The sequence below is a fragment of the Kouleothrix sp. genome (assembly GCF_046328425.1).
Classification (GTDB): Bacteria; Chloroflexota; Chloroflexia; order Chloroflexales; family Roseiflexaceae; genus Kouleothrix.
On the sequence record NZ_JAXLWP010000008.1, the window covers coordinates 239,869 to 257,840 of the forward strand.

The following is a 17,972-nucleotide window of genomic DNA, read 5'->3' on the forward strand; positions in this document are numbered from 1 at the left end:
ATGCGATCTGTTGAGCCGGACGCCGCACCAAAACTACGACGAGGTTAAAGAAACGAAAGGAAGGATCTCTCCATGAACGATCAGCTACAGCTTCTCACCACCGCAGCAAACATCCTCTGGCTGATTCTCGCGGGCTTTCTGGTCTTCTTCATGCAGGCCGGCTTCGCCCTGGTCGAAACCGGCTTCACCCGCGCGAAGAACGTCGCGCACACCATGCTGATGAACATGATGGTGTTCTGCATCGGCGCGATCGGCTATTGGATCTGTGGCTTCGCATTTCAGTTCGGCGCGCTCAACCTGGCCTACCCCGAGGTAAGCACTCCCGGCGCGATCGCCGGCCCATGGGCCTTCTCGCCGCTGACGCTGGGCGCCTGGGGCGATAACCTGGCCAGCGGTATTCGCCTGGGCGAGCAGTTCGGCGTGCTTGGCACCACCGGCTTCTTCCTGCAGGGCATCGGCCTCAGCGCCGCCGGTATCTTCGCGTTTTTCCTGTTCCAGATGGTCTTCATGGACACCGCTGCGACGATCCCGACTGGCTCGGGCGCCGAGCGCGTTAAATTCTCGGGCTTCGTGATCATGAGCTTCTGGGTCAGCATGCTCATCTACCCAATCGCCGGCAACTGGGTCTGGGGCGGCGGCTGGCTGGCCAACCTCGGCCGCTCGCTCGGCCTCGGCAATGGCGCGGTCGACTTCGCCGGCTCGGGCGTGGTGCACATGACCGGCGGCGCGGTTGGGCTGGCGATCGCCATGGTGCTCGGGCCGCGCATTGGCAAGTTCAATAAGGACGGCAGCGCCAACACCATCCCCGGCCACAACATCCCAATGGGCGTGCTCGGCACGATCATCCTGTTCTTCGGCTGGTTCGGCTTCAACCCCGGCTCGTCGCTTGGCCTGATCACCCCGGCGGTGGCCGACGCCAGCGGCAATGTCACCACCGCAGCTTCGCTCTGGCCGATCAACCTGACGGTGGTAGCCGCGATCAACACGCTGCTGGCCGGCGCGGCCGGCGGCTGCAGCACGATGTTCTATACCTGGTTCTTCACCCCGGCCAAAAAGCCCTCGCCGTCGATGTCGGTGAACGGCATCCTGGCCGGCCTGGTGGCGATCACCGCACCGTGCGCGTTTGTGGATCCGTGGGGCGCGGTGATCATCGGCCTGGTGGCCGGCGTGCTGGTGGTGCTGGCCTCGGGCTGGCTCGAGAAGGCCAAGATCGACGACCCGGTCGGCGCCGTGCCGGTGCACTTCGTGAACGGCATGTGGGGCGTGCTGGCCGTCGGCATCTTCGCCGTCGGCAACCCCGACACCGGCGCCTGGAACGGCGTCACCGCCCCGGTCACCGGCATTGTCGGCGGCAGCTTCGGCCAGATCCTGCCGCAGGTGCTCGAGGTGGTGGCGATCGCCACCTGGGCGTTTGGCCTGTCGTACGTGTTCTTCGCGGCGCTCAAGCGCGCCGGCTGGCTGCGCAGCCGCGCCGAAGATGAGATCAACGGCCTGGATATCCCCGAGATGGGCGAGCTTGGCTACGTCACCGACGGCGTGGCAGTGCCCGGCGGCCAGGTCACTGAGCCGGCTGGCGTGTCGGGCGTTACGGCTCCGGCCAGCTAAAACATTCCCGCAGGAGGGGGTTCGGCGCGGTTTTGCCGCGCCGAACCCCTTTTTTGTTGCTCGAAGCCACGCAGCTGCGTTGCTGTGCATTTCGACGCGGCGAGCGTGCAGCCTGCGGCAGCATAGTCTCCGATTTCCTTTTGTAGGCGGTTTTTCCGCGCCACTCCGAAACCCGCACGCAGTCGGCTCAAACAAGCGCGCCTGGTATAAATTCTTTGTCATAGATTTCACAAGATATTGACACTGCCTCTGCAATCGGTGTATACTGGCCCCGACGGAACACGAATTCCGGCAAGGCGTACGCGCTCTCTCGTTAGGTGCGGCGTCTGCACAGACACAAGTCGTTGCCCCGGCCCGTCGAAAGACGCTCAGGGGTATACCAGGGCGGTCCGAGCTAAGGCTCGCTCTAACACGACTGCGAAGGCTACGCTGTGCAGTGCCAAAGCTCAAGTTGGGGAGAAGCCGAGGGCGTTTGTATAAACGTTCGCTCAGTGCTTTTGGCCTCCTTGGGCTTGCCCGAGGGGGCTTTTTATGGGGTTGTATGGACGTCAGTCATTCTTGCTCGCGGCGCGCTGAGTGGCGCCGTGCGCTGGTGAACTCGCGTTGTGACTGTGCACCTGCCGTGGCCTGGCGCGCTCGAATGAGCTGATCGCGCCGCGCCGCCGCATGCGCCCTCACACCGCGAGGTGTGGGGGCGCTGCTTTTGTCCTCCATATCACTGGCGCCGCCACCCGCGCCGCCTATCCCGGTGGCCACGCCGCCACCAGAACATTTGGAGGACATTATGGCAACTCCCGCCCTGCGCATGCGCGCGGCCCACCGCCGCGCCACCGCGCTCTACTGCACTCTCCACGGCAGCGGCACGCCGCTGCTGCTGCTCCACGGCCTCGGCGCCACCGGCGCGATCTTCCGGCCGATCATCCCGGCGCTGGCGCGCCGCTTCCAGGTGATCGTACCGGATCTGCGCGGCCACGGCCACAGCACATGCCTGCCCGGCCCCGACAGCATCGATCGCATGGCCGCCGACGTCGCGAATCTGCTCGATCTGCTGAACATTCCGTCGTGCCTGGTGCTGGGCTACGCCAGCGGCGGCGCCGTGGCCCAGCAGCTAGCCCTGCGCTACCCGGCGCGCGTGCGCGGCCTGGCGCTGGTGTGCGCCTACGCGCGCAGCGCCGCCACGCTGCCCGAGCGCATCAAAGTACGGCTGCGCCCCGAGCTCTTGCGCCTGCTTGGGCCTCGGCGCGCCGGCGCATTGGCCGACGGCCAGCTGCGCGCGCGCCCCCCCGAGCCGGTGGGCGCCGCGCTCGCGCATAGCCAGGGCGGCCGGGTGGCCCCGGTGGCGCGCGCGCTGCAGAGCTTCGACAGCCGCAGCTGGCTGCCGACGCTCGGCTGCCCGGCGCTGGTTGTGGCCGGCGAGCACGACACCGTGACGCCACTGCGCCACGCCCACGAGCTGGCCGCGCTGCTGCCTGGCGCCAAACTGCACACCCTGCCCTACGCCGGGCACTGGCTCGTCGCAACCCACACCCCCGAGCTGCTGGCGATCGTCGAGCCATGGCTCGCCACCCAGGAGGCGCGCGCATGAGCACCGGAACGATCACCTGGGTCGAGGCGCTCGAGCAGCGCGTGCGCAATGTGCTGGCCGCACACGATCTCGATGGGCTGCGCCTGCTGCTGGCTGGCCGGCACCCGGCCGACATCGCCGAGGTGATCGACCGGCTCGACGACGACGACAAAATCCGTGTGTTCGGCCTGCTCGCCCCCGCGCTGGCCGCCGATGTGCTTGGCGAAACCAGCCGCGAGGCTACGCGCGAGCTGCTCGAGCAGCTGCCTGCCGACAAGGCCGGCGACCTGCTCGACCGCCTGCCCATGGACGACGTGGCCGAGATCCTTAGCGAGGACGTGCCCGAGCGCCAGCAGGCGCTGCTGGCGGCCATGGAGCCGGGCGACGCGGCCGAGGTGCGCGCGCTGCTCAGCTACCCGCCGCAAAGCGCCGGCCGCCTGATGACTGAGAAGTTCGTGCGCGTGCGCCCCGAGATGACCGCAGGCGAAACGCTCGTGTACCTGCGGCACAGCGACCCCGAGATCGAGTCGTTTACCGACCTGTACGTGCTCGGCCCGGCCCAACAGCTGCTGGGCGTGGCGCCGCTGCACGCCGTCGTCACGGCGCCGCCCGAGCGCCGGCTCGACGCGCTTATGCAGAGCGATGTCATCACGATCGCACCAACCACCGACCAGGAGGAGGTAGCCCGGCTGGTGGCGCGCTACGATGTGCTGACGCTGCCGGTAGTTGCCGCCAGCGGCCAGATGCTCGGCATCATCACCGTCGACGACGTGATCGACGTGCTGGTGTCGGAGAGCACCGAAGATGTGCTGCGCTTTGCCGGAATCGAAGGCGGCCCCGAGCTCGACCAGCCGTATTTCAGCGTGCCATTGGCGCGCGTGGTGCGTAAGCGCGTGGGCTGGCTGCTGCTGCTGTTTCTGGCCGAAACGTTCACCGGCAGCGTGCTGCGCCTGTTCGAAAGCGAGCTAGCGCGCGTCGTCGCACTCTCGTTCTTCATCCCACTGCTGATCGGCACGGGCGGCAACACCGGCGCCCAGACGGTCTCGACGCTGATTCGCGGCCTGGCGCTCGGCGAGATCCGCCTGCGCGACGCCCCGCGCGTGATCGGCCGCGAGCTAGCCGGCGGTATCCTGCTCGGCCTGATCCTCGGCGCGGTGGCCTTCGGGCGCGCGCTGCTGTGGGGCAGCTCGTACGCGCTGGCGGGCGTGGTGGGGCTGACGATCATCGCGATCTGCACCTGGGCCAATACCATTGGCGCGCTCATCCCGCTGATCGCGCAAAAGCTGAAGATCGACCCGGCGGTGGTTTCGGCCCCGCTGATCACCACGCTCGTCGATGCCACCGGCCTGGCGATCTACCTGCTGATTGCCAAGGTGCTGCTGGGCCTGTAGCCCAAACCCGCCGCCACACCACCCCACACTGGCGTGCACGTGGCGGCGCTGCCAACGCCTCGCGTATATACAACTATATGGCAATTCTGCACAACTTAGCGCGCTTCTGCCTACTTTAGGCTACAAAACTATTCAATATTGAAACATTCGGCCGCACACGCCTCCAGGCCGTTTATGCAAAAGCACCAAACTTCGATCGCTGCCTGAGAAATAATGCACGAACGAGCTTGACAAGGCGGCGTTCTATCCTGTATAGTCTCTTTTAACCATTAATACATCTCAGCGGATTGCAATGACGCCCGCAGCGGTCTCGGCGAACGAGATCCAGCTGTGGGTTTTGTTTATCCGGCGCCTGCTGCCGGCGTAGCTCGCCACCCTCGCTCATAGCAATCTGGCTCGCTTGGTGGTCACTCAACCAATCAACGCTCCACGATGGAGTTCCTTCCGGTGTAGCGCCCGTAGGCTTTGCTCGGGCAGCGCTGCTACACCATCGGATCGACTGACCCTTCAATACGCTACCCTGCATAGCGCCGCGGTATCCGGCGCCGGCTCTTCGCAAATAGGCGCGCAGTAGAGGGATGGAACGACCATGCAAACCAACAAGATGATCCGACGTGGCCTGTACGATCCGCGCTTCGAGCACGACGCGTGTGGCATCGGCTTTGTGGCCCGCCTCTCGGGCGCGCCTAGCCACGAGATTGTGCAGATGGCCCTGACGGCCGTCGGCAATATGGCCCATCGTGGCGGCGTAGCCGCCGACGGCAAGAGCGGCGACGGCGCGGGCGTGCTGACGCAGATCCCGCGCGCGTTCTTCGCTCGCGAGCTGGCGAAGCTGGGCGTGGCCTACCCCGCCGACGATCTGGCGGTGGCGATGTGCTTCCTGCCGCACGATCAAGCCGCCCGCGCCGCAGCCCGCGCGCTGGTGGCCGAGGCGCTGGCAAGCTATGGCGCCGAGGTGCTGGCGTGGCGCGTGGTGCCCGTCGACAGCGACGCGCTGGGCGAGCGCGCGCGCGCCACTCAGCCGGCGATCGAGCAGGCGCTGATCGGCCGCACACCCGCCGCGCCGGCCGCCCCCGAGGCTTACGAGCGCGCGCTGTACCTGGCTCGCAAGGCCATGGAGGCCGCCGCGCTCGCGCAGAAGCTCGAGGGCTTCTATGTGGCCTCGCTCTCGAGCCGCACGCTGGTATACAAGGGCCTGATGGTCGCGCCGGTGCTGCCACACTTTTTCGCCGACCTGGCCGACCCCGACTACACCACGGCGATTGCGGTGTTCCACCAGCGCTACTCGACCAACACCTTCCCCACGTGGGAGCGCGCCCAGCCGTTCCACATGCTCTCGCACAACGGCGAGATCAACACCTTGCAGGGCAATGTTACCTGGATGCGCGCGCGCGAGGCCGAGTGGCGCGCCGCCGCAGCCGGCGACAGTGCCGTCGAGCGCGGCGGCGGCGCGCTGGCACACGCCGTGGCCGCGCTTGGCCCCGTGGTCGACCTCAGCGGGTCAGACTCGGCTATGCTCGACAATGTGCTTGAGCTGCTGGTGATGGGCGGGCGCGATATTCGCCACGCCCTGACGATGCTGGTGCCTGAGGCCTGGGAGCGCGTGCAGGACATGAGCCCGGAGTGGCGGGCCTTCTACCAGTACCACGCCGGCCTCACCGAGCCGTGGGACGGGCCGGCCGCGCTGTGCTTCAGCGACGGTAGCACGGTGGGCCTGGCGCTCGACCGCAACGGCCTGCGCCCGGCGCGCTACCTGATCACCGACGACGGCCTGGTGGTGTGCGGCTCGGAGGTTGGCGCGGTGGCGATCGACGATGCCCGCGTGGTGCACAAGGGCAAGGTCGGCCCCGGCCAGATGATCGCCGCCGACCTGCGCACCGGCAAGTTCGAGGAAAACCAGGCGATCAAGAGCCGCCTGGCGGCCGCGCAGCCTTACGCCGAGTGGCTGGCACGCCAGATGGAAGTGCTGCCGCCGGCTGGCGTGGCGCATATCATCGAGGGCTACGAGCCCGAAAGCTCAGCCGCGCGCGCCGCTAAGTCGGCGCTGCTGGGCGAGCTGCAGCACGCCTTCGGCTATACCTCGGAAGAGCTGGCGGTGGTGCTGCGCCCGATGCTGCGCGATGGCCAGGAGCCGGTCGGCTCGATGGGCGACGATACGCCCGCCGCAGTGCTGGCCGAGCGCGCCCGCCCACTGTACGGCTACTTCAAGCAGCGCTTCGCCGAGGTGACCAACCCGCCGATCGATCCGCTGCGCGAAGAGCTGGTGATGTCGCTCTCGTTCGCGCTGGGCCGGCGCGGCAACTTCCTCGAAGAAGGCCCGCAGCACGCCCACCTGATCCGGCTGGCGAGCCCGGTGCTGACCGACGAGCACCTGGCGAAGATCCGCTCGCTCAACGACCCAATGTACGCCAACGAGACGCTCCGCGCGCTGTTTCCGGCCTCGGAAGGCCCGTACGCCATGCGCGCCGCGCTCGACCGGCTGTGTCGCCAGGCCGCGCAGGCCGTGGCCGCCAACAAGGTGCTGCTGATCATCAGCGACCGCGGCGTCGACGAAAACCACGCGCCCATCCCGGCGCTGCTGGCGCTCGGCGCGGTGCACCAGCATCTGATTCGCCTGGGCCTGCGCACCGCCGTGAGCCTGATCGTTGAGAGCGGCGAGCCGCGCGAAGTGCACCACCTGGCCTGCCTGGTGGGCATGGGCGCCGAGGCCGTGAACCCCTACCTGGCGCTCGCCAGCGTGCGCAGCCTGGCCATCGAGCGCGAAGAAGTGCGCGGCAGCAAGGCCGCGGCCGACGAAGAGCGCCGCAGCGCCACCGAGCTGGCCGACGAAGCCGAAAACAACTACATCCACGCGCTCGAAAAAGGCCTGCTGAAGATCATGTCGAAGATCGGCATCGCCACTGTCGATAGCTACTGCGGCGCGCAGATCTTCGAGACCATCGGCCTGGCCGACGCGGTGGTCGAGCGCTGCTTCAGCGGCACGCCCGCGCGCCTGGGCGGCGTGGGCTTCGATAAGCTCGCCGCCGATGTGCTCGAGCATCACGACGCGGCGTTCGCGAACCGCCTGCCGCTGGTGGCCACGCGCGGCTCGCTGCCCAACCCCGGCTTCTATAAGTTCAAGAAAGACGGCGAGTACCACTCGTTCTCGCCCGCCGTGGTGCACGCGCTGCAGCGAGCCGCCGGCGGCGGCGACTACACCACCTACCAGGCCTACAGCAACCTGGTGCACAAGCGGCCGCCCACCGAACTGCGCGACCTGCTGGAGATCGCCGAGCGCGCCGAGCAGGCCGCCCTGCCGCTCGACGAGGTCGAGCCGGTCGAGGCGATCGTGACGCGCTTCTCGACCGCCGCGATGTCGCTGGGCTCGACCAGCAGCGAGGCGCACGAGACGCTGGCGATCGCCATGAACCGCCTGGGCGGCATGAGCAACTCCGGCGAGGGCGGCGAGTCGCCCGAGCGCTACACCGACGAGCGCAACAGCCCGATCAAGCAGGTGGCCTCGGGGCGCTTCGGCGTGACGCCGGCCTACCTGGCGGCGGCGCGCGAGCTGCAGATCAAGATGGCCCAGGGCTCGAAGCCCGGCGAGGGCGGCCAGCTGCCCGGCCATAAAGTCACCGAGGAGATCGCGCGCGTGCGCCACACCACGCCGGGCGTGCAGCTGATCTCGCCGCCGCCGCACCACGATATCTACAGCATCGAGGATCTGGCTCAGCTCATCTTCGACTTGAAGCAGGTCAACCCGGCTGCGGCCGTGTCGGTGAAGCTGGTGGCCGAGGCTGGCGTCGGCACGGTCGCCGCCGGCGTGGCCAAGGGCGGCGCCGACGTGATCCTGATCAGCGGCCACTCGGGCGGCACCGGCGCCTCGCCGCTGTCGTCGATCAAGAATGCCGGCGTGAACTGGGAGCTGGGCCTGGCCGAAACCCAGCAGACGCTGGTGCTGAATGGGCTGCGCGGCCGGGTGCGCCTGCGCGCCGACGGCGGCCTGAAGACCGGGCGCGATGTGGTTATGGCCGCGCTGCTCGGCGCCGACGAGTTCTCGTTCGGCACGGCTGCGCTGGTGGCCGAGGGCTGCGTGATGGCGCGCGCCTGCCACATGAACAGCTGCCCGGTGGGCATTGCCACCCAGCGGCCCGAGCTGCGCGCAAAGTTCAGCGGCACACCCGAGCAGGTGATCCACTTCTTCCTGCATATCGCCCAGGAGGTGCGCGAGCTGCTGGCCTCGCTCGGCGCACACTCGCTCGGCGAGATCGTCGGCCGCACCGACTTGCTGCGCCAGGTGCGGCGCGGCGGCGACGCCGACTTGCTGAACCTCGGGCCGATGCTTGAGCGGCTCGACAGCGACGGCGACCCGATCGGCAATACCCAGCCCTGGAATGGCTACGCCACTACCAGCGAGCTCAACCAGCGCCTCGCCGCAGCGGCCGCGCCGGCAATCGAGCTGGGCCAGCCGATCGAGCTGGAGTTCGCGATCGGCAACTGCGACCGCACGGTCGGCGCGACGCTGTCGGGCGCGATCGGTGGGCGCTACGGCGAGGCGGGCCTGCCCGACGGCGCCGTCACGGTGCGCTTCAGCGGCAGCGCCGGCCAGAGCTTCGGCGCGTTCCAGGCGCCGGGCGTGCACTTCCTGCTCACCGGCGAGGCGAACGACTACGTCGGCAAGGGCATGGGCGGCGGCGAGATCGTCGTGCGGCCCTCGGCGGCGGCGCGTTACGCCACTCACGAGAATACGATCATCGGCAATACCGTGCTATATGGCGCCACTGGCGGCGCGCTGTTCGCGGCCGGCCGCGCCGGCGAGCGCTTCGCGGTGCGCAACTCCGGGGCGGTGGCGGTTGTCGAGGGCCTGGGCGACCACGGCTGCGAGTACATGACCGGCGGCGTGGTGCTGGTGCTCGGCGCCACCGGGCGCAACTTCGCGGCCGGCATGACCGGCGGCATCGCCTATGTGCTCGACGAAGACGGCAGCTTCGCCGCACGCTGCAATGGCGAGATGGTCGAGCTGGGCAGCCTCGACAGCGAGGACGAGGTCAACATCCGCGGCCTGCTGGAGCGCCACCACGAGCTCACCGGTAGCCCGCGCGCCACTGCGCTGCTGGCGCACTGGGAGCAGGCGCGCGGCCAGTTCGTGCGCGTGGCGCCGCGCGGCATCAAGGTGCAGCAGACCAAAACCTGGCTGATGTTGCGCGAGCGCGTGCTGCATCTGCACTAACGCCGCAGCTCGCCTGATTACAATCCCTCTCCGTTTGATCACTTTGCTTTTGCGATGCCCTGCCCGGCGAAGCTGGGCAGGGCATCGCAAAAGCAATAGGGTTACACACTTGCGCTCTTCGGCTTCCTCAAGCAACGAGATTGAGCCTACGACAGCGCTGCTTCGCCGCCCCCGACCCCCCATACAAGCAACTGGTCAGCCGGATGCGATAGTGGGCCTGGCGCCGCAGCCTAGCGCCGGCCACGCTCCGGCGGCTCGTCGGAGCGATCGGCGCGCTGCCGCCGCCCCAGAATTACCCCCATAGCAAAGGCAGCCAGCGCGCCCACGCCAGCAGCCCGCCCGGCCTGTGGCGCCGCGACCGGCTCGTCGGACTGGGCCTCGTCGCCGCCGCCAACCTGGCGCGCGCGCGTCTCGGCTCCGGCAAGGCTAGCCTGGCTCGGTATACCCTGCTGCGCGCGCGCCTCCTCCGTCACCGCCACAGCATTCTCGGCCGGCTCGATCTTCGAGCCATAGCGCCGCGCATATACCTGGGTGAACTCAGCGCCCATGAACAGAATCTGCGCCGAGTAGTACACCCAGATCAGAATAGCTACCAGCGAGCCGGCCGCGCCATAGCTCGACTCAGGCGCAGCCTTGCCAAGGTACAGGCTGATCAGCAAGCGGCCGAGCGCGAACAGCGCCGCAGTGGCGACCGCGCCGATCCATACGTCGCTCCAGGCCACCTTGACGTCGGGCAGGATCTTGAAGATCATCGCGAACAGCAGCGTGGTGATCGCGAACGATACGGCGAAGTTGACGATCTGCCAGATCAGCGTCTGCCCATACTGTTCGCCGGCCACGAGCTGGCCCACCGCCGCAAGCGCGGCGCTGATCACCAGCGACACCAGCAGCAGAAAGCCAACCCCTAGCACCATTGAGAACGACAAGAACCGCGCCCGCAGAGTAGCCCAGATGCCCTGCCCCGGCTTCGGCTGCACTTCCCAGATCGTGTTGAGCGCGTCTTGAAGCTGGCCAAACAGTCCCCCGGCCGCCAGCACCAGCGTCACTACGCCAATTGCCGTGGCGATCAGGCCAGCGGCCGGGCGGCGCGCGCCCTCAATCAGCGAGATCAGCGCCTGCTGGCCATTCTGGCCGATCAGCCCGCCAAGCTGGCCGACAATGTTCTGCCGAACTTGCTCCTCGCCAAAGAACAGGCCGGCGATCGCGATCACGATAATCAGCAGCGGCGCGAGCGCAAACACCGTGTAGTACGCCAGCGCGGCAGCCAGGCGCGGCGCTTTGTCTTCGCTCCAGTCGCTGAATGTTTCTTTGACAAGCCCCCAGGCTGCTGTACCATCCATAACTTTTCCTTCCTACCGAAGGCGATATAGGGATATGCCTAGGTGCAAGTGGCGTGCCGGCACTTGCGTGCTATAATCGCGCTGGCGCGCCCAGCGCCCAAACCGACAGGCAGATTCTCAAGCGTATGAAGCAACGTTTCATTCCCCCCGCGCCCTGGCGAGCATGGCTGGCCGACCTGCTGTTGCTGAGCGCGCTGGTCGCCGGCATCGTCGCCGCTGCCGTCTGGCTGGCCCGGCCCGAGCTGTCGATCCGCGCCAGCGACGACACTGCGCGGCGCTACCTCGGCTCGTTCTGGGCCGAGGAGCATAACCAAACCGACACCTACCGCTGGGCCCAGCCCGAAGCCGCGCTGCGCCTGTTTGGCTTCGAGCAGCGCGGGCCGCTGCTGCTGCGCGTGCGCCTGAGCGCGTCGCGCCCGGCAGGCCAGCCGCTGGTGCAGCTGACGCTGGCGAATATCGACCCGGCGCCACGCCTGGCGCTGGCCCGCGAGTGGCGCGAGTACACGCTGCTGCTGCCGGCCCCGCCGCACGACGCCGAGGGCCGCCTGCTGGCGCTGCACAGCCTGGTCGATCCGCCCTACCCCGAGGCGCGGCCGCTTGGCTTCGCCTTCAACTCGCTTACGATCACCGCGCATCCGCTCACCGCCGCCGACCGGCTGCCCGATGGCGAGCGGGTGCTGTTTCTGGTGCTGCTGGCCGACGCGGTGTTTGTTTTGCTGCGGCGCTGGCTCGGGCGCGCGCCGGCACTGGCGCTGACGCTGGCCCTGGCGCTGGCGTATGCCCTGTGGATGGCGCTGGCGCCGATTGCTGCGGGCTACTGGCTGCCGAACCTGTGGCTCGGGATGGGGCTGGCCTGGGGTGCGCTGCTGGCGCCGCCGCTGACGGGCTGGCTGCGCGCGCATACCGCCGGGGCGCGCTGGCGCTGGCTTGGCGCCCTGGCCATCGGCGCTGCGGTGCTGCTGCTGCCTTTGCAGCAGCCGTGGTCTGGCACAGCCGGCTGGGCGCTGCTGCTGCTTGGCGCGGCGCTCGTCGCGGGGACGGCCGGCGCCAGCTCGCCGGCCACGCCCACCTGGTCGCCTCGCCTTGTCGCGCTGGCGCTAGCGACGATCACATGCGCCGCGCTGGTGCTGCGGCTCGCCGGCCTCGACACGCTGCCGCCGGGCATGTGGCGCGACGAAGCCCGCCACGGCTTGCTGGCGCTGCGCATTCTGAACGACGCATCCTACCGCCCGGTGTATGTGCCGACGATTGCCGACCTGCCGGCGCTTATGTTCTACCTCGCGGCGCTGCCGATCGGCCTGTTCGGCCCGACGCCCTGGGCAGTACGGCTGATCCCGGCGCTGTGCGGCGCGCTGACGCCGCTGGCGCTCTACTTCGCCGCCCGGCCGCTGTTCGGCACGCGCGCCGCGCTGCTGGCCGCCGGCCTGCTGGCGCTGTCGGTCTGGCACACAACCCTAAGCCGCTTCGCCTTCCCAACCGTGTTTGGGCCGCTGCTGACGCTGGTGGCGCTCGGCTGCCTATGGCGCCTGGCGCGAGCCGAGCGCGCCGGCGCGCGGCTGGTGCTGGCGCTCGGCCTGGGCCTGGCTGTGGGCGTCGCGGTGTACGCCTACCACACATCGCGCCTTACCCCGCTGGTGCTTGGCGCGCTGGCGCTGCTGTGGTTCGGCCGCGATTGGCAAGCCTGGCGCCGCGCGCTGCCCTACCTGGCGCTTGCGGCTGTGCTCGCGCTGGCGCTCGCCGCGCCGTTGATCAAGTACGCCTGGGACAATCAGGCCGCCTTTGGGCGCCGGATTGGCCAGACCTCGATCTTCAACCCCGATTCGCTCGAGACGCGCGCGCCGCTGGCGCGTTTGGAAGAAAACCTTGGGCTGCTGCTAGGCATGTGGAACGAGCGCGGCGACTATATCGGCCGGCACAACCTGCCGAACGCGCCCATGCTCGACCCGCTGACCGGCGGGGTATTTGTGGTGGGTGTGGCTCTGACCCTCGCCAGCTTGGCCGATCGGCGCGCGCGCGCCCTGTGCCTCTGGCTGGCACTCGGGCTGGCGGCCGGCCTGTTCAGCATCGAGGCGCCGCACGCTATGCGCACGGTCGAATCGCTGGCGCCGACCCTGCTGCTGGCCGGCCTGGGCGCCGACGCGCTGCTCGCAACCCTATCCCGGCTGCGCCTTCGCCAGGCAGCGCTAGCCGCCATGGCGCTGGCGGTGCTGCTGCTGAATGGCGTACGCTATTTCGTAGTGTGGCCGGCGCAGTCGCAGGTCTACGAGCAGTTCTATGTCGCCGATACCCACATCGGCATGCTGGCTCAGCGCCTCGCGCGCGACCCGGCTTTGGCCGGCTACAGGCTGTTCATCCCCTCCGACCCTGGCGACGACGACGTGCTGCGCTACCTGACCTCGAACATTCAGGTTGGCTATTTCGATGGCCGTGCGCTCTCCGACCCGCCCGGCCCCAGCGCCCTGCTGCTGGCCTACGGCGATCGACCCGACATCCCGCTCGAGCGTGCGGCCGGCGCGCTCGGGCCAGGCGCGCGCGTGCTGGCGCGGGGGCCGCGCGCGCTCACCACCGGCGGCCCCGAGTATGTGATCTACGGCATCGGCACGCCGCCCAGCCAGGCGCTAGCGCGCGCGCAAGCTACGATCTGCAATGTTCAAACCACCGACTGCGCGCCCTAGCGGCCCCACAGCAGGTGCATTTCGAGAATATCGGAGAGAATGGCGAAGCCGGTGGGGGTGCCGCCGGCGCCCGGCCCGATCAACGTCACCTCGCCGAGCAGGTCGGTGCTGTATGTGATCGCGTTAGTCGCCCCGCCCACACCGGCGAGCGGGTGTGCGAGCGGCAGCCGGGTCGGCTGCACGCTGGCGCGCACATCGGCGCCGTCGCGCCACACCCGCGCGATCAGCTTCCAGCGCTCGCCTGCGGCGCGGGCGGCCTCGAGCGTGTCACGCGTCAGCGTGGTAATGCCCATGCGCTCGACATCGCCAAGCCCGATCTGCGCATCCATCAGCACATTCGCCAGAATCACCGCTTTGGCCGCAGCATCGTAGCCCTCGACATCGCCGGTCGGGTCGGCCTCGGCATAGCCCAGCCGCTGCGCTTCGGCCAGCGCATCGGCATAGGCCAGCCCCTGCTCCATCTGCGTCAGAATATAGTTGGTCGTGCCGTTCACAATGCCGCGCAGCTCGCGTATCTCGCACCCCGCCAGGCTGCTCCAGGCGGTTCGCAGACCAGGCGTGCCCGACATCACCGTGCCCTCGAAGCCAAGGTATAGCCCGGCCTCGGCCGCCAGCATGCGCAGCTCGGCGAAATGCAGTGCGATCGGGCCTTTGTTCGCGGTAATTGCGTGCATGCCATTCGCCAGCGCCCGGCGTATGTAGCCGGTGGCCGGCTCGCCAGAAACCAGGTCGGTCGGGCTCAGCTCGATCAGTACGTCGGCGCCGGCGTGCTCAATCGCGTCCTCGGGGCGCCACTCGCGCAGCGCGGGCAGCCCGCGCAGATCGCCTGTTCTGGCCAGCGCCTCAAGCAGCGCGGCCGGGTCGAGCCCATTGTCGTCGAACAGCGTGCCGCGATTGCGCGTGCATACGCCCACGAGCTGCAGGTCGACACCATAGCGGCTCGCCAGCCATTCGCTGCGGTCGCGCAGGATCTGGGCCAGGCCCTGCCCAGCCGAGCCAAACCCAACCAGAAGCAGCCGGTAGGTGGTGGTTTCAGCCATTGATTTCCTCTTCATTGTGGCCACGGCACCGGGTTCGTATCATACCAGAAAAATTACCGCCACCAACGACAGCGGCCCTGGCGAAATGCCAGGGCCTTGCGAAGACGGAGTGTGGTTGGCTGTCAGTCAGCGAGCCACGCCGGGGCTTGGTTGTGAGTGCGATGCCGACGACCAGATTGCTACGATGAGCTGGAATGTGGGCTACGACGGTTCAGGGTGTGAGAACGGTGCTACGATGCTGCTTGCGTGAAACTACGACGTTGCGAGAGCGATGCTGAAATGTGTGCCGGAATGATGCTGGATTGTGTGCCGCGATGTGCTGTGATGCCCGGTCGTCACCGGCGGGTCCGACAGCGTTCGGCGGGCCAGGGCAGTGTGGTGTAGTGTGGTGCGGCCCGTTCGATGCACGCAGCATAGCACACCCACCACCAAATCTCAATGCACCAACGGTATGGTCTTGCGGTAGCCAGTGGTACTATGCCCTTGGAGTGATGAAGTACTAGCCCAAGTTTACAATCTGTTCAGATTCAAACGCGGAAGCAAGGCGCTATGGCATCACAATAAGCTAAACCGGCACATACGCCCTGCGCCGCCCGATGAATAAAACGAAAGAATGCACCTGGTACTGGCCGGCGACTAGTACCTACCCGTACTAGCCACGCGCCGCCGCCACTAGCCGGCGCACGCGCGCGGTGTCGACGGGGTTCTCGCAGCGGCCGTCGATCTTGATGCTCGAGCCGACAATCACGCCGTCGATCACCTCCATAAACGCGCCGATATTGCGCTCGTCGGCGCCGCTGCCGATCAGCACCGGCCGGTCGCCGGCCAGCGCCTTGGCCTCGCGCACCTTGGCCAAGTCCGGCGCGTCGCCGGTCATGCGGCCCGACACGATCAGCGCGTCGGCGCCAAAAAAGCGCGTCCACTCGATATGCGTCGCGAGGTCGATGCCGGGGAAGCGCACCGAGTGCTTCTTGTCGACATCGGCGAACAGCTTGATATGCTCGGCGTGCAGCTCCTTGCGCCGGCGCATCAAGTCTGCGGCGCAGCCTTCGTCCCACTCGCCGGCGTCCCACACGCCCGCCCCAGTGAACATGCACACGCGGATAAACTCGGCGCCGCTGGCGATGGCGATCCCCAGCAGCGACACGCCGCCATTGTGCACCAGGTTGATACCCATGGGCAGGCTTAGCTCGCGCTTCACCGCCGCCGCCACCACCGCCTGCGCGGCGATGCTCTCGGGCTGGATGTGCGGCCCGGCGCGAAATGGGATGTCCCACATATTCTCGACGATCAGCCCATCGCAGCCGCCCTCGGCCAGGGCATGCGCGTCGCGCAGCGCATTCTCGATGATCGTTTGCATGCCATAGCCGGTGTAGCCGGGCGCGCCGGGCAGCGGCCAGCAGTGCACCATGCCGATCACCGGCTTCGAGGTGCGGAAGATCTGCTTGAGGTCGCCGATCTGAAGCGCGTCGAGGCGCGCTTTCCAGCTGGGGGTTGGCGTAGTCATATGCTCTTTGCTCCTTGAAACTCGTATCAGAACAGCATCGGAAAGCCCACCGATCGCGGCTACGCGCCGGCCGGGTCGAGCAGCTCGGCCACGATATCGGCGCCACAGCCGCGCAGGAATGCGAGCAGCGCGCCGCGCTCGGGCAGGGCTTCGGCCGCGCCGTAGCGCGTGGCGGTGAGCGCGCCCAGCGCGTTAGCCAGCGTCGCGCAGCGATCCAGGCTCGCGCCGCGCAGGTGCGCATGCAGAAAGCCGGCCACAAATGCGTCGCCGCAGCCGTTGGTGTCGAGCGCGGCAACATCGAAAGCGGGCACGCGCTGGTGCGTGCCCGGCGCGGCCAGCAGGCAGCCGCGCGCGCCAAGCTTGATCGCGGCCAGCGGCAGGCCGCCGCGCACCAGCCGATCGGCAGCGGCGTCGGGCGCGAGGCCGGGGCATAGCTCGGCCAGCTCCAGCTCGTTGGCGAACAGCAGCGCCAGGTTTGGCAGCAGCGCCTCGACCTCGGCGCGCCACGCGCGCAGCGTCGGCAGGCACAGATCCAGCGACACCGGCAGATCGCGCGCAAGCGCCGCGTCGATCAGCGCGCGCGTTGTCGCGCGCTGCTGGCCCTCGAGCAGCGCGTGGGCCGCGACATGGAGCCAGCGAGCCTGGCCGAGCAGCGCGGCCGGCGCGGGTGCCAGCGCCACATTCGCGCCACGAAAGCTGAAGAACGTGCGGTCGCCACCAGGCGATACCGCCGCGTAGCACAACCCGGTGGCGATCGTCGGGTCGGTCTGGATCGCGCCGAGGTCGACACCGGCATCGCGCACCGCCCGCAAGGCCACCGTAGCGGCCGGGTCGGTGCCGACGCGGGCGAACAGGCAAGCAGGCGCTCCCAGGCGGCCGAGGGCGGCCGCAACATTCGCGGCCGAGCCGCCGCTGCCCCACTCCAGCGCGCTAATCTGGGTGTCGTCGCCCTCGGCTGGGAAGCGCACCAGCGCGGCGCTCAGGTCGGTGTTGGCATCGCCGACGACGAGGATGGTCATACAGTTTCTCTGGGTTGTGCAACTATGCGGCGTACACTGCCGGCGCATGATACATGCGGTTGGCCTGGTTGTAAATGACAGGGCTTACGCGGTCGCCTGCGGTATGGGCTTGTTCTGCCTGCGGCAGCATGGTACCGTACGTTCTTTTGTGCTCAGATTTTCGCGCAAAGCGCGAAAATCTGAGCACCATCCATGAAAAAGTACCGCGCTGCCAAAGGCAAAAACGCGCTCCGCGTAACTCCTGTAAATGACACGAGTTACGCGGTGTCCTCCCGGGCGCGAGGTTTGGAGGGCTTGCGCCCTCCAAACCTCGCCTGGCGAAGCGGCGAAGCCAGGCAGGGCATCGCAAAACGAAAGTAATCAAACCGAGCTAGTAACATAAGTCGTGCAATTGACGCTTTTGGTTGCGAATGGTACACTGCGCCCGCCTGGGCAGCTGCTATAGTGAGGCGCATGGCAGTGGCGTAACCAGGAGAGAACCTATGTTTACGACGGTGGATCATATTGGCTTCGCAGTGCGCGATATCGAGGACGCGATCGGCTTCTACTCGCAGGCGTTCGGCGTGTCGGAGTGGGAGCGCATCGCCATGCCCGAGCGATATATGGTCGTGGCGGCCACGCG

The 17,972-nt window shown here is 68.0% G+C and carries 10 protein-coding genes and 1 riboswitch; of the genes, 6 read left to right on the forward strand and 4 right to left on the reverse strand.

Annotated features, from left to right (window positions below; all coding sequences use genetic code 11):
* Window positions 1-72 precede the first annotated feature (72 nt).
* The 4 genes from U0177_RS09620 (at window position 73) to gltB (ending at window position 9,769) form a co-directional block, all read left to right on the forward strand.
* A complete protein-coding gene (locus U0177_RS09620) occupies window positions 73-1,605 on the forward strand; it encodes an ammonium transporter (protein ID WP_409570398.1) in 1,533 nt (510 codons plus the stop codon).
* 302 nt (window positions 1,606-1,907) lie between these two features.
* Window positions 1,908-2,069, forward strand: a riboswitch (M-box (ykoK) riboswitch).
* A gap of 320 nt (window positions 2,070-2,389) precedes the next feature.
* Window positions 2,390-3,190: an alpha/beta fold hydrolase gene (locus U0177_RS09625; protein ID WP_409570399.1), complete on the forward strand. Its 801-nt coding sequence runs from the start codon at window positions 2,390-2,392 to the stop codon at window positions 3,188-3,190.
* Entirely contained in the window at window positions 3,187-4,560 is a 1,374-nt protein-coding gene (gene mgtE / locus U0177_RS09630) for a magnesium transporter (RefSeq protein WP_409570400.1), read from the forward strand. The genes U0177_RS09625 and mgtE overlap by 4 nt, the downstream gene beginning before the upstream one ends.
* Before the next feature lie 589 nt (window positions 4,561-5,149).
* Window positions 5,150-9,769 (forward strand): glutamate synthase large subunit, encoded by a 4,620-nt coding sequence (gene gltB / locus U0177_RS09635; protein ID WP_409570401.1) that lies wholly within the window; start codon window positions 5,150-5,152, stop codon window positions 9,767-9,769.
* 230 nt (window positions 9,770-9,999) lie between these two features.
* Here gltB and U0177_RS09640 read toward each other — a convergent pair whose 3' ends face one another.
* Window positions 10,000-11,109, reverse strand: a complete 1,110-nt coding sequence (locus tag U0177_RS09640) for a YihY/virulence factor BrkB family protein (protein ID WP_409570402.1) — start codon at window positions 11,107-11,109, stop codon at window positions 10,000-10,002.
* A 125-nt stretch (window positions 11,110-11,234) separates the two neighbouring features.
* On the opposite strand from U0177_RS09640, the gene U0177_RS09645 reads away from it, so the two are divergent.
* On the forward strand, window positions 11,235-13,784 hold the full coding sequence (locus U0177_RS09645) for an ArnT family glycosyltransferase (protein ID WP_409570403.1): 2,550 nt from the start codon (window positions 11,235-11,237) through the stop codon (window positions 13,782-13,784).
* Here the strand turns inward: U0177_RS09645 and U0177_RS09650 are convergent.
* From U0177_RS09650 to U0177_RS09660, 3 genes are all read right to left on the reverse strand, one after another.
* On the reverse strand, window positions 13,781-14,824 hold the full coding sequence (locus U0177_RS09650; protein WP_409570404.1) for a homoserine dehydrogenase: 1,044 nt from the start codon (window positions 14,822-14,824) through the stop codon (window positions 13,781-13,783). The genes U0177_RS09645 and U0177_RS09650 overlap by 4 nt on opposite strands.
* Window positions 14,825-15,476: 652 nt before the next feature.
* A complete protein-coding gene (locus U0177_RS09655; protein WP_409570405.1) occupies window positions 15,477-16,331 on the reverse strand; it encodes a BtpA/SgcQ family protein in 855 nt (284 codons plus the stop codon).
* Window positions 16,332-16,390: 59 nt separating this feature from the next.
* Window positions 16,391-17,350, reverse strand: coding sequence for a carbohydrate kinase family protein (locus U0177_RS09660; protein WP_409570406.1), 960 nt, complete (start codon window positions 17,348-17,350; stop codon window positions 16,391-16,393).
* Between the two features lie 482 nt (window positions 17,351-17,832).
* Between U0177_RS09660 and U0177_RS09665 the strand changes: the two genes are divergently transcribed.
* The coding region (locus U0177_RS09665) for a VOC family protein (protein ID WP_409570411.1) at window positions 17,833-17,972 on the forward strand (140 nt) is incomplete at its 3' end.

What these genes read in the sequence shown, in the direction of transcription:
- U0177_RS09620 (WP_409570398.1), top strand. Translation starts at nt 73, where the DNA reads ATGAACGATCAGCTACAGCTTCTCACCACCGCAGCAAACATCCTCTGG.
- U0177_RS09625 (WP_409570399.1), top strand. Translation starts at nt 2,390, where the DNA reads ATGGCAACTCCCGCCCTGCGCATGCGCGCGGCCCACCGCCGCGCCACC.
- mgtE (WP_409570400.1), top strand. Translation starts at nt 3,187, where the DNA reads ATGAGCACCGGAACGATCACCTGGGTCGAGGCGCTCGAGCAGCGCGTG.
- gltB (WP_409570401.1), top strand. Translation starts at nt 5,150, where the DNA reads ATGCAAACCAACAAGATGATCCGACGTGGCCTGTACGATCCGCGCTTC.
- U0177_RS09640 (WP_409570402.1), bottom strand. Translation starts at nt 11,109, where the DNA reads ATGGATGGTACAGCAGCCTGGGGGCTTGTCAAAGAAACATTCAGCGAC.
- U0177_RS09645 (WP_409570403.1), top strand. Translation starts at nt 11,235, where the DNA reads ATGAAGCAACGTTTCATTCCCCCCGCGCCCTGGCGAGCATGGCTGGCC.
- U0177_RS09650 (WP_409570404.1), bottom strand. Translation starts at nt 14,824, where the DNA reads ATGGCTGAAACCACCACCTACCGGCTGCTTCTGGTTGGGTTTGGCTCG.
- U0177_RS09655 (WP_409570405.1), bottom strand. Translation starts at nt 16,331, where the DNA reads ATGACTACGCCAACCCCCAGCTGGAAAGCGCGCCTCGACGCGCTTCAG.
- U0177_RS09660 (WP_409570406.1), bottom strand. Translation starts at nt 17,350, where the DNA reads ATGACCATCCTCGTCGTCGGCGATGCCAACACCGACCTGAGCGCCGCG.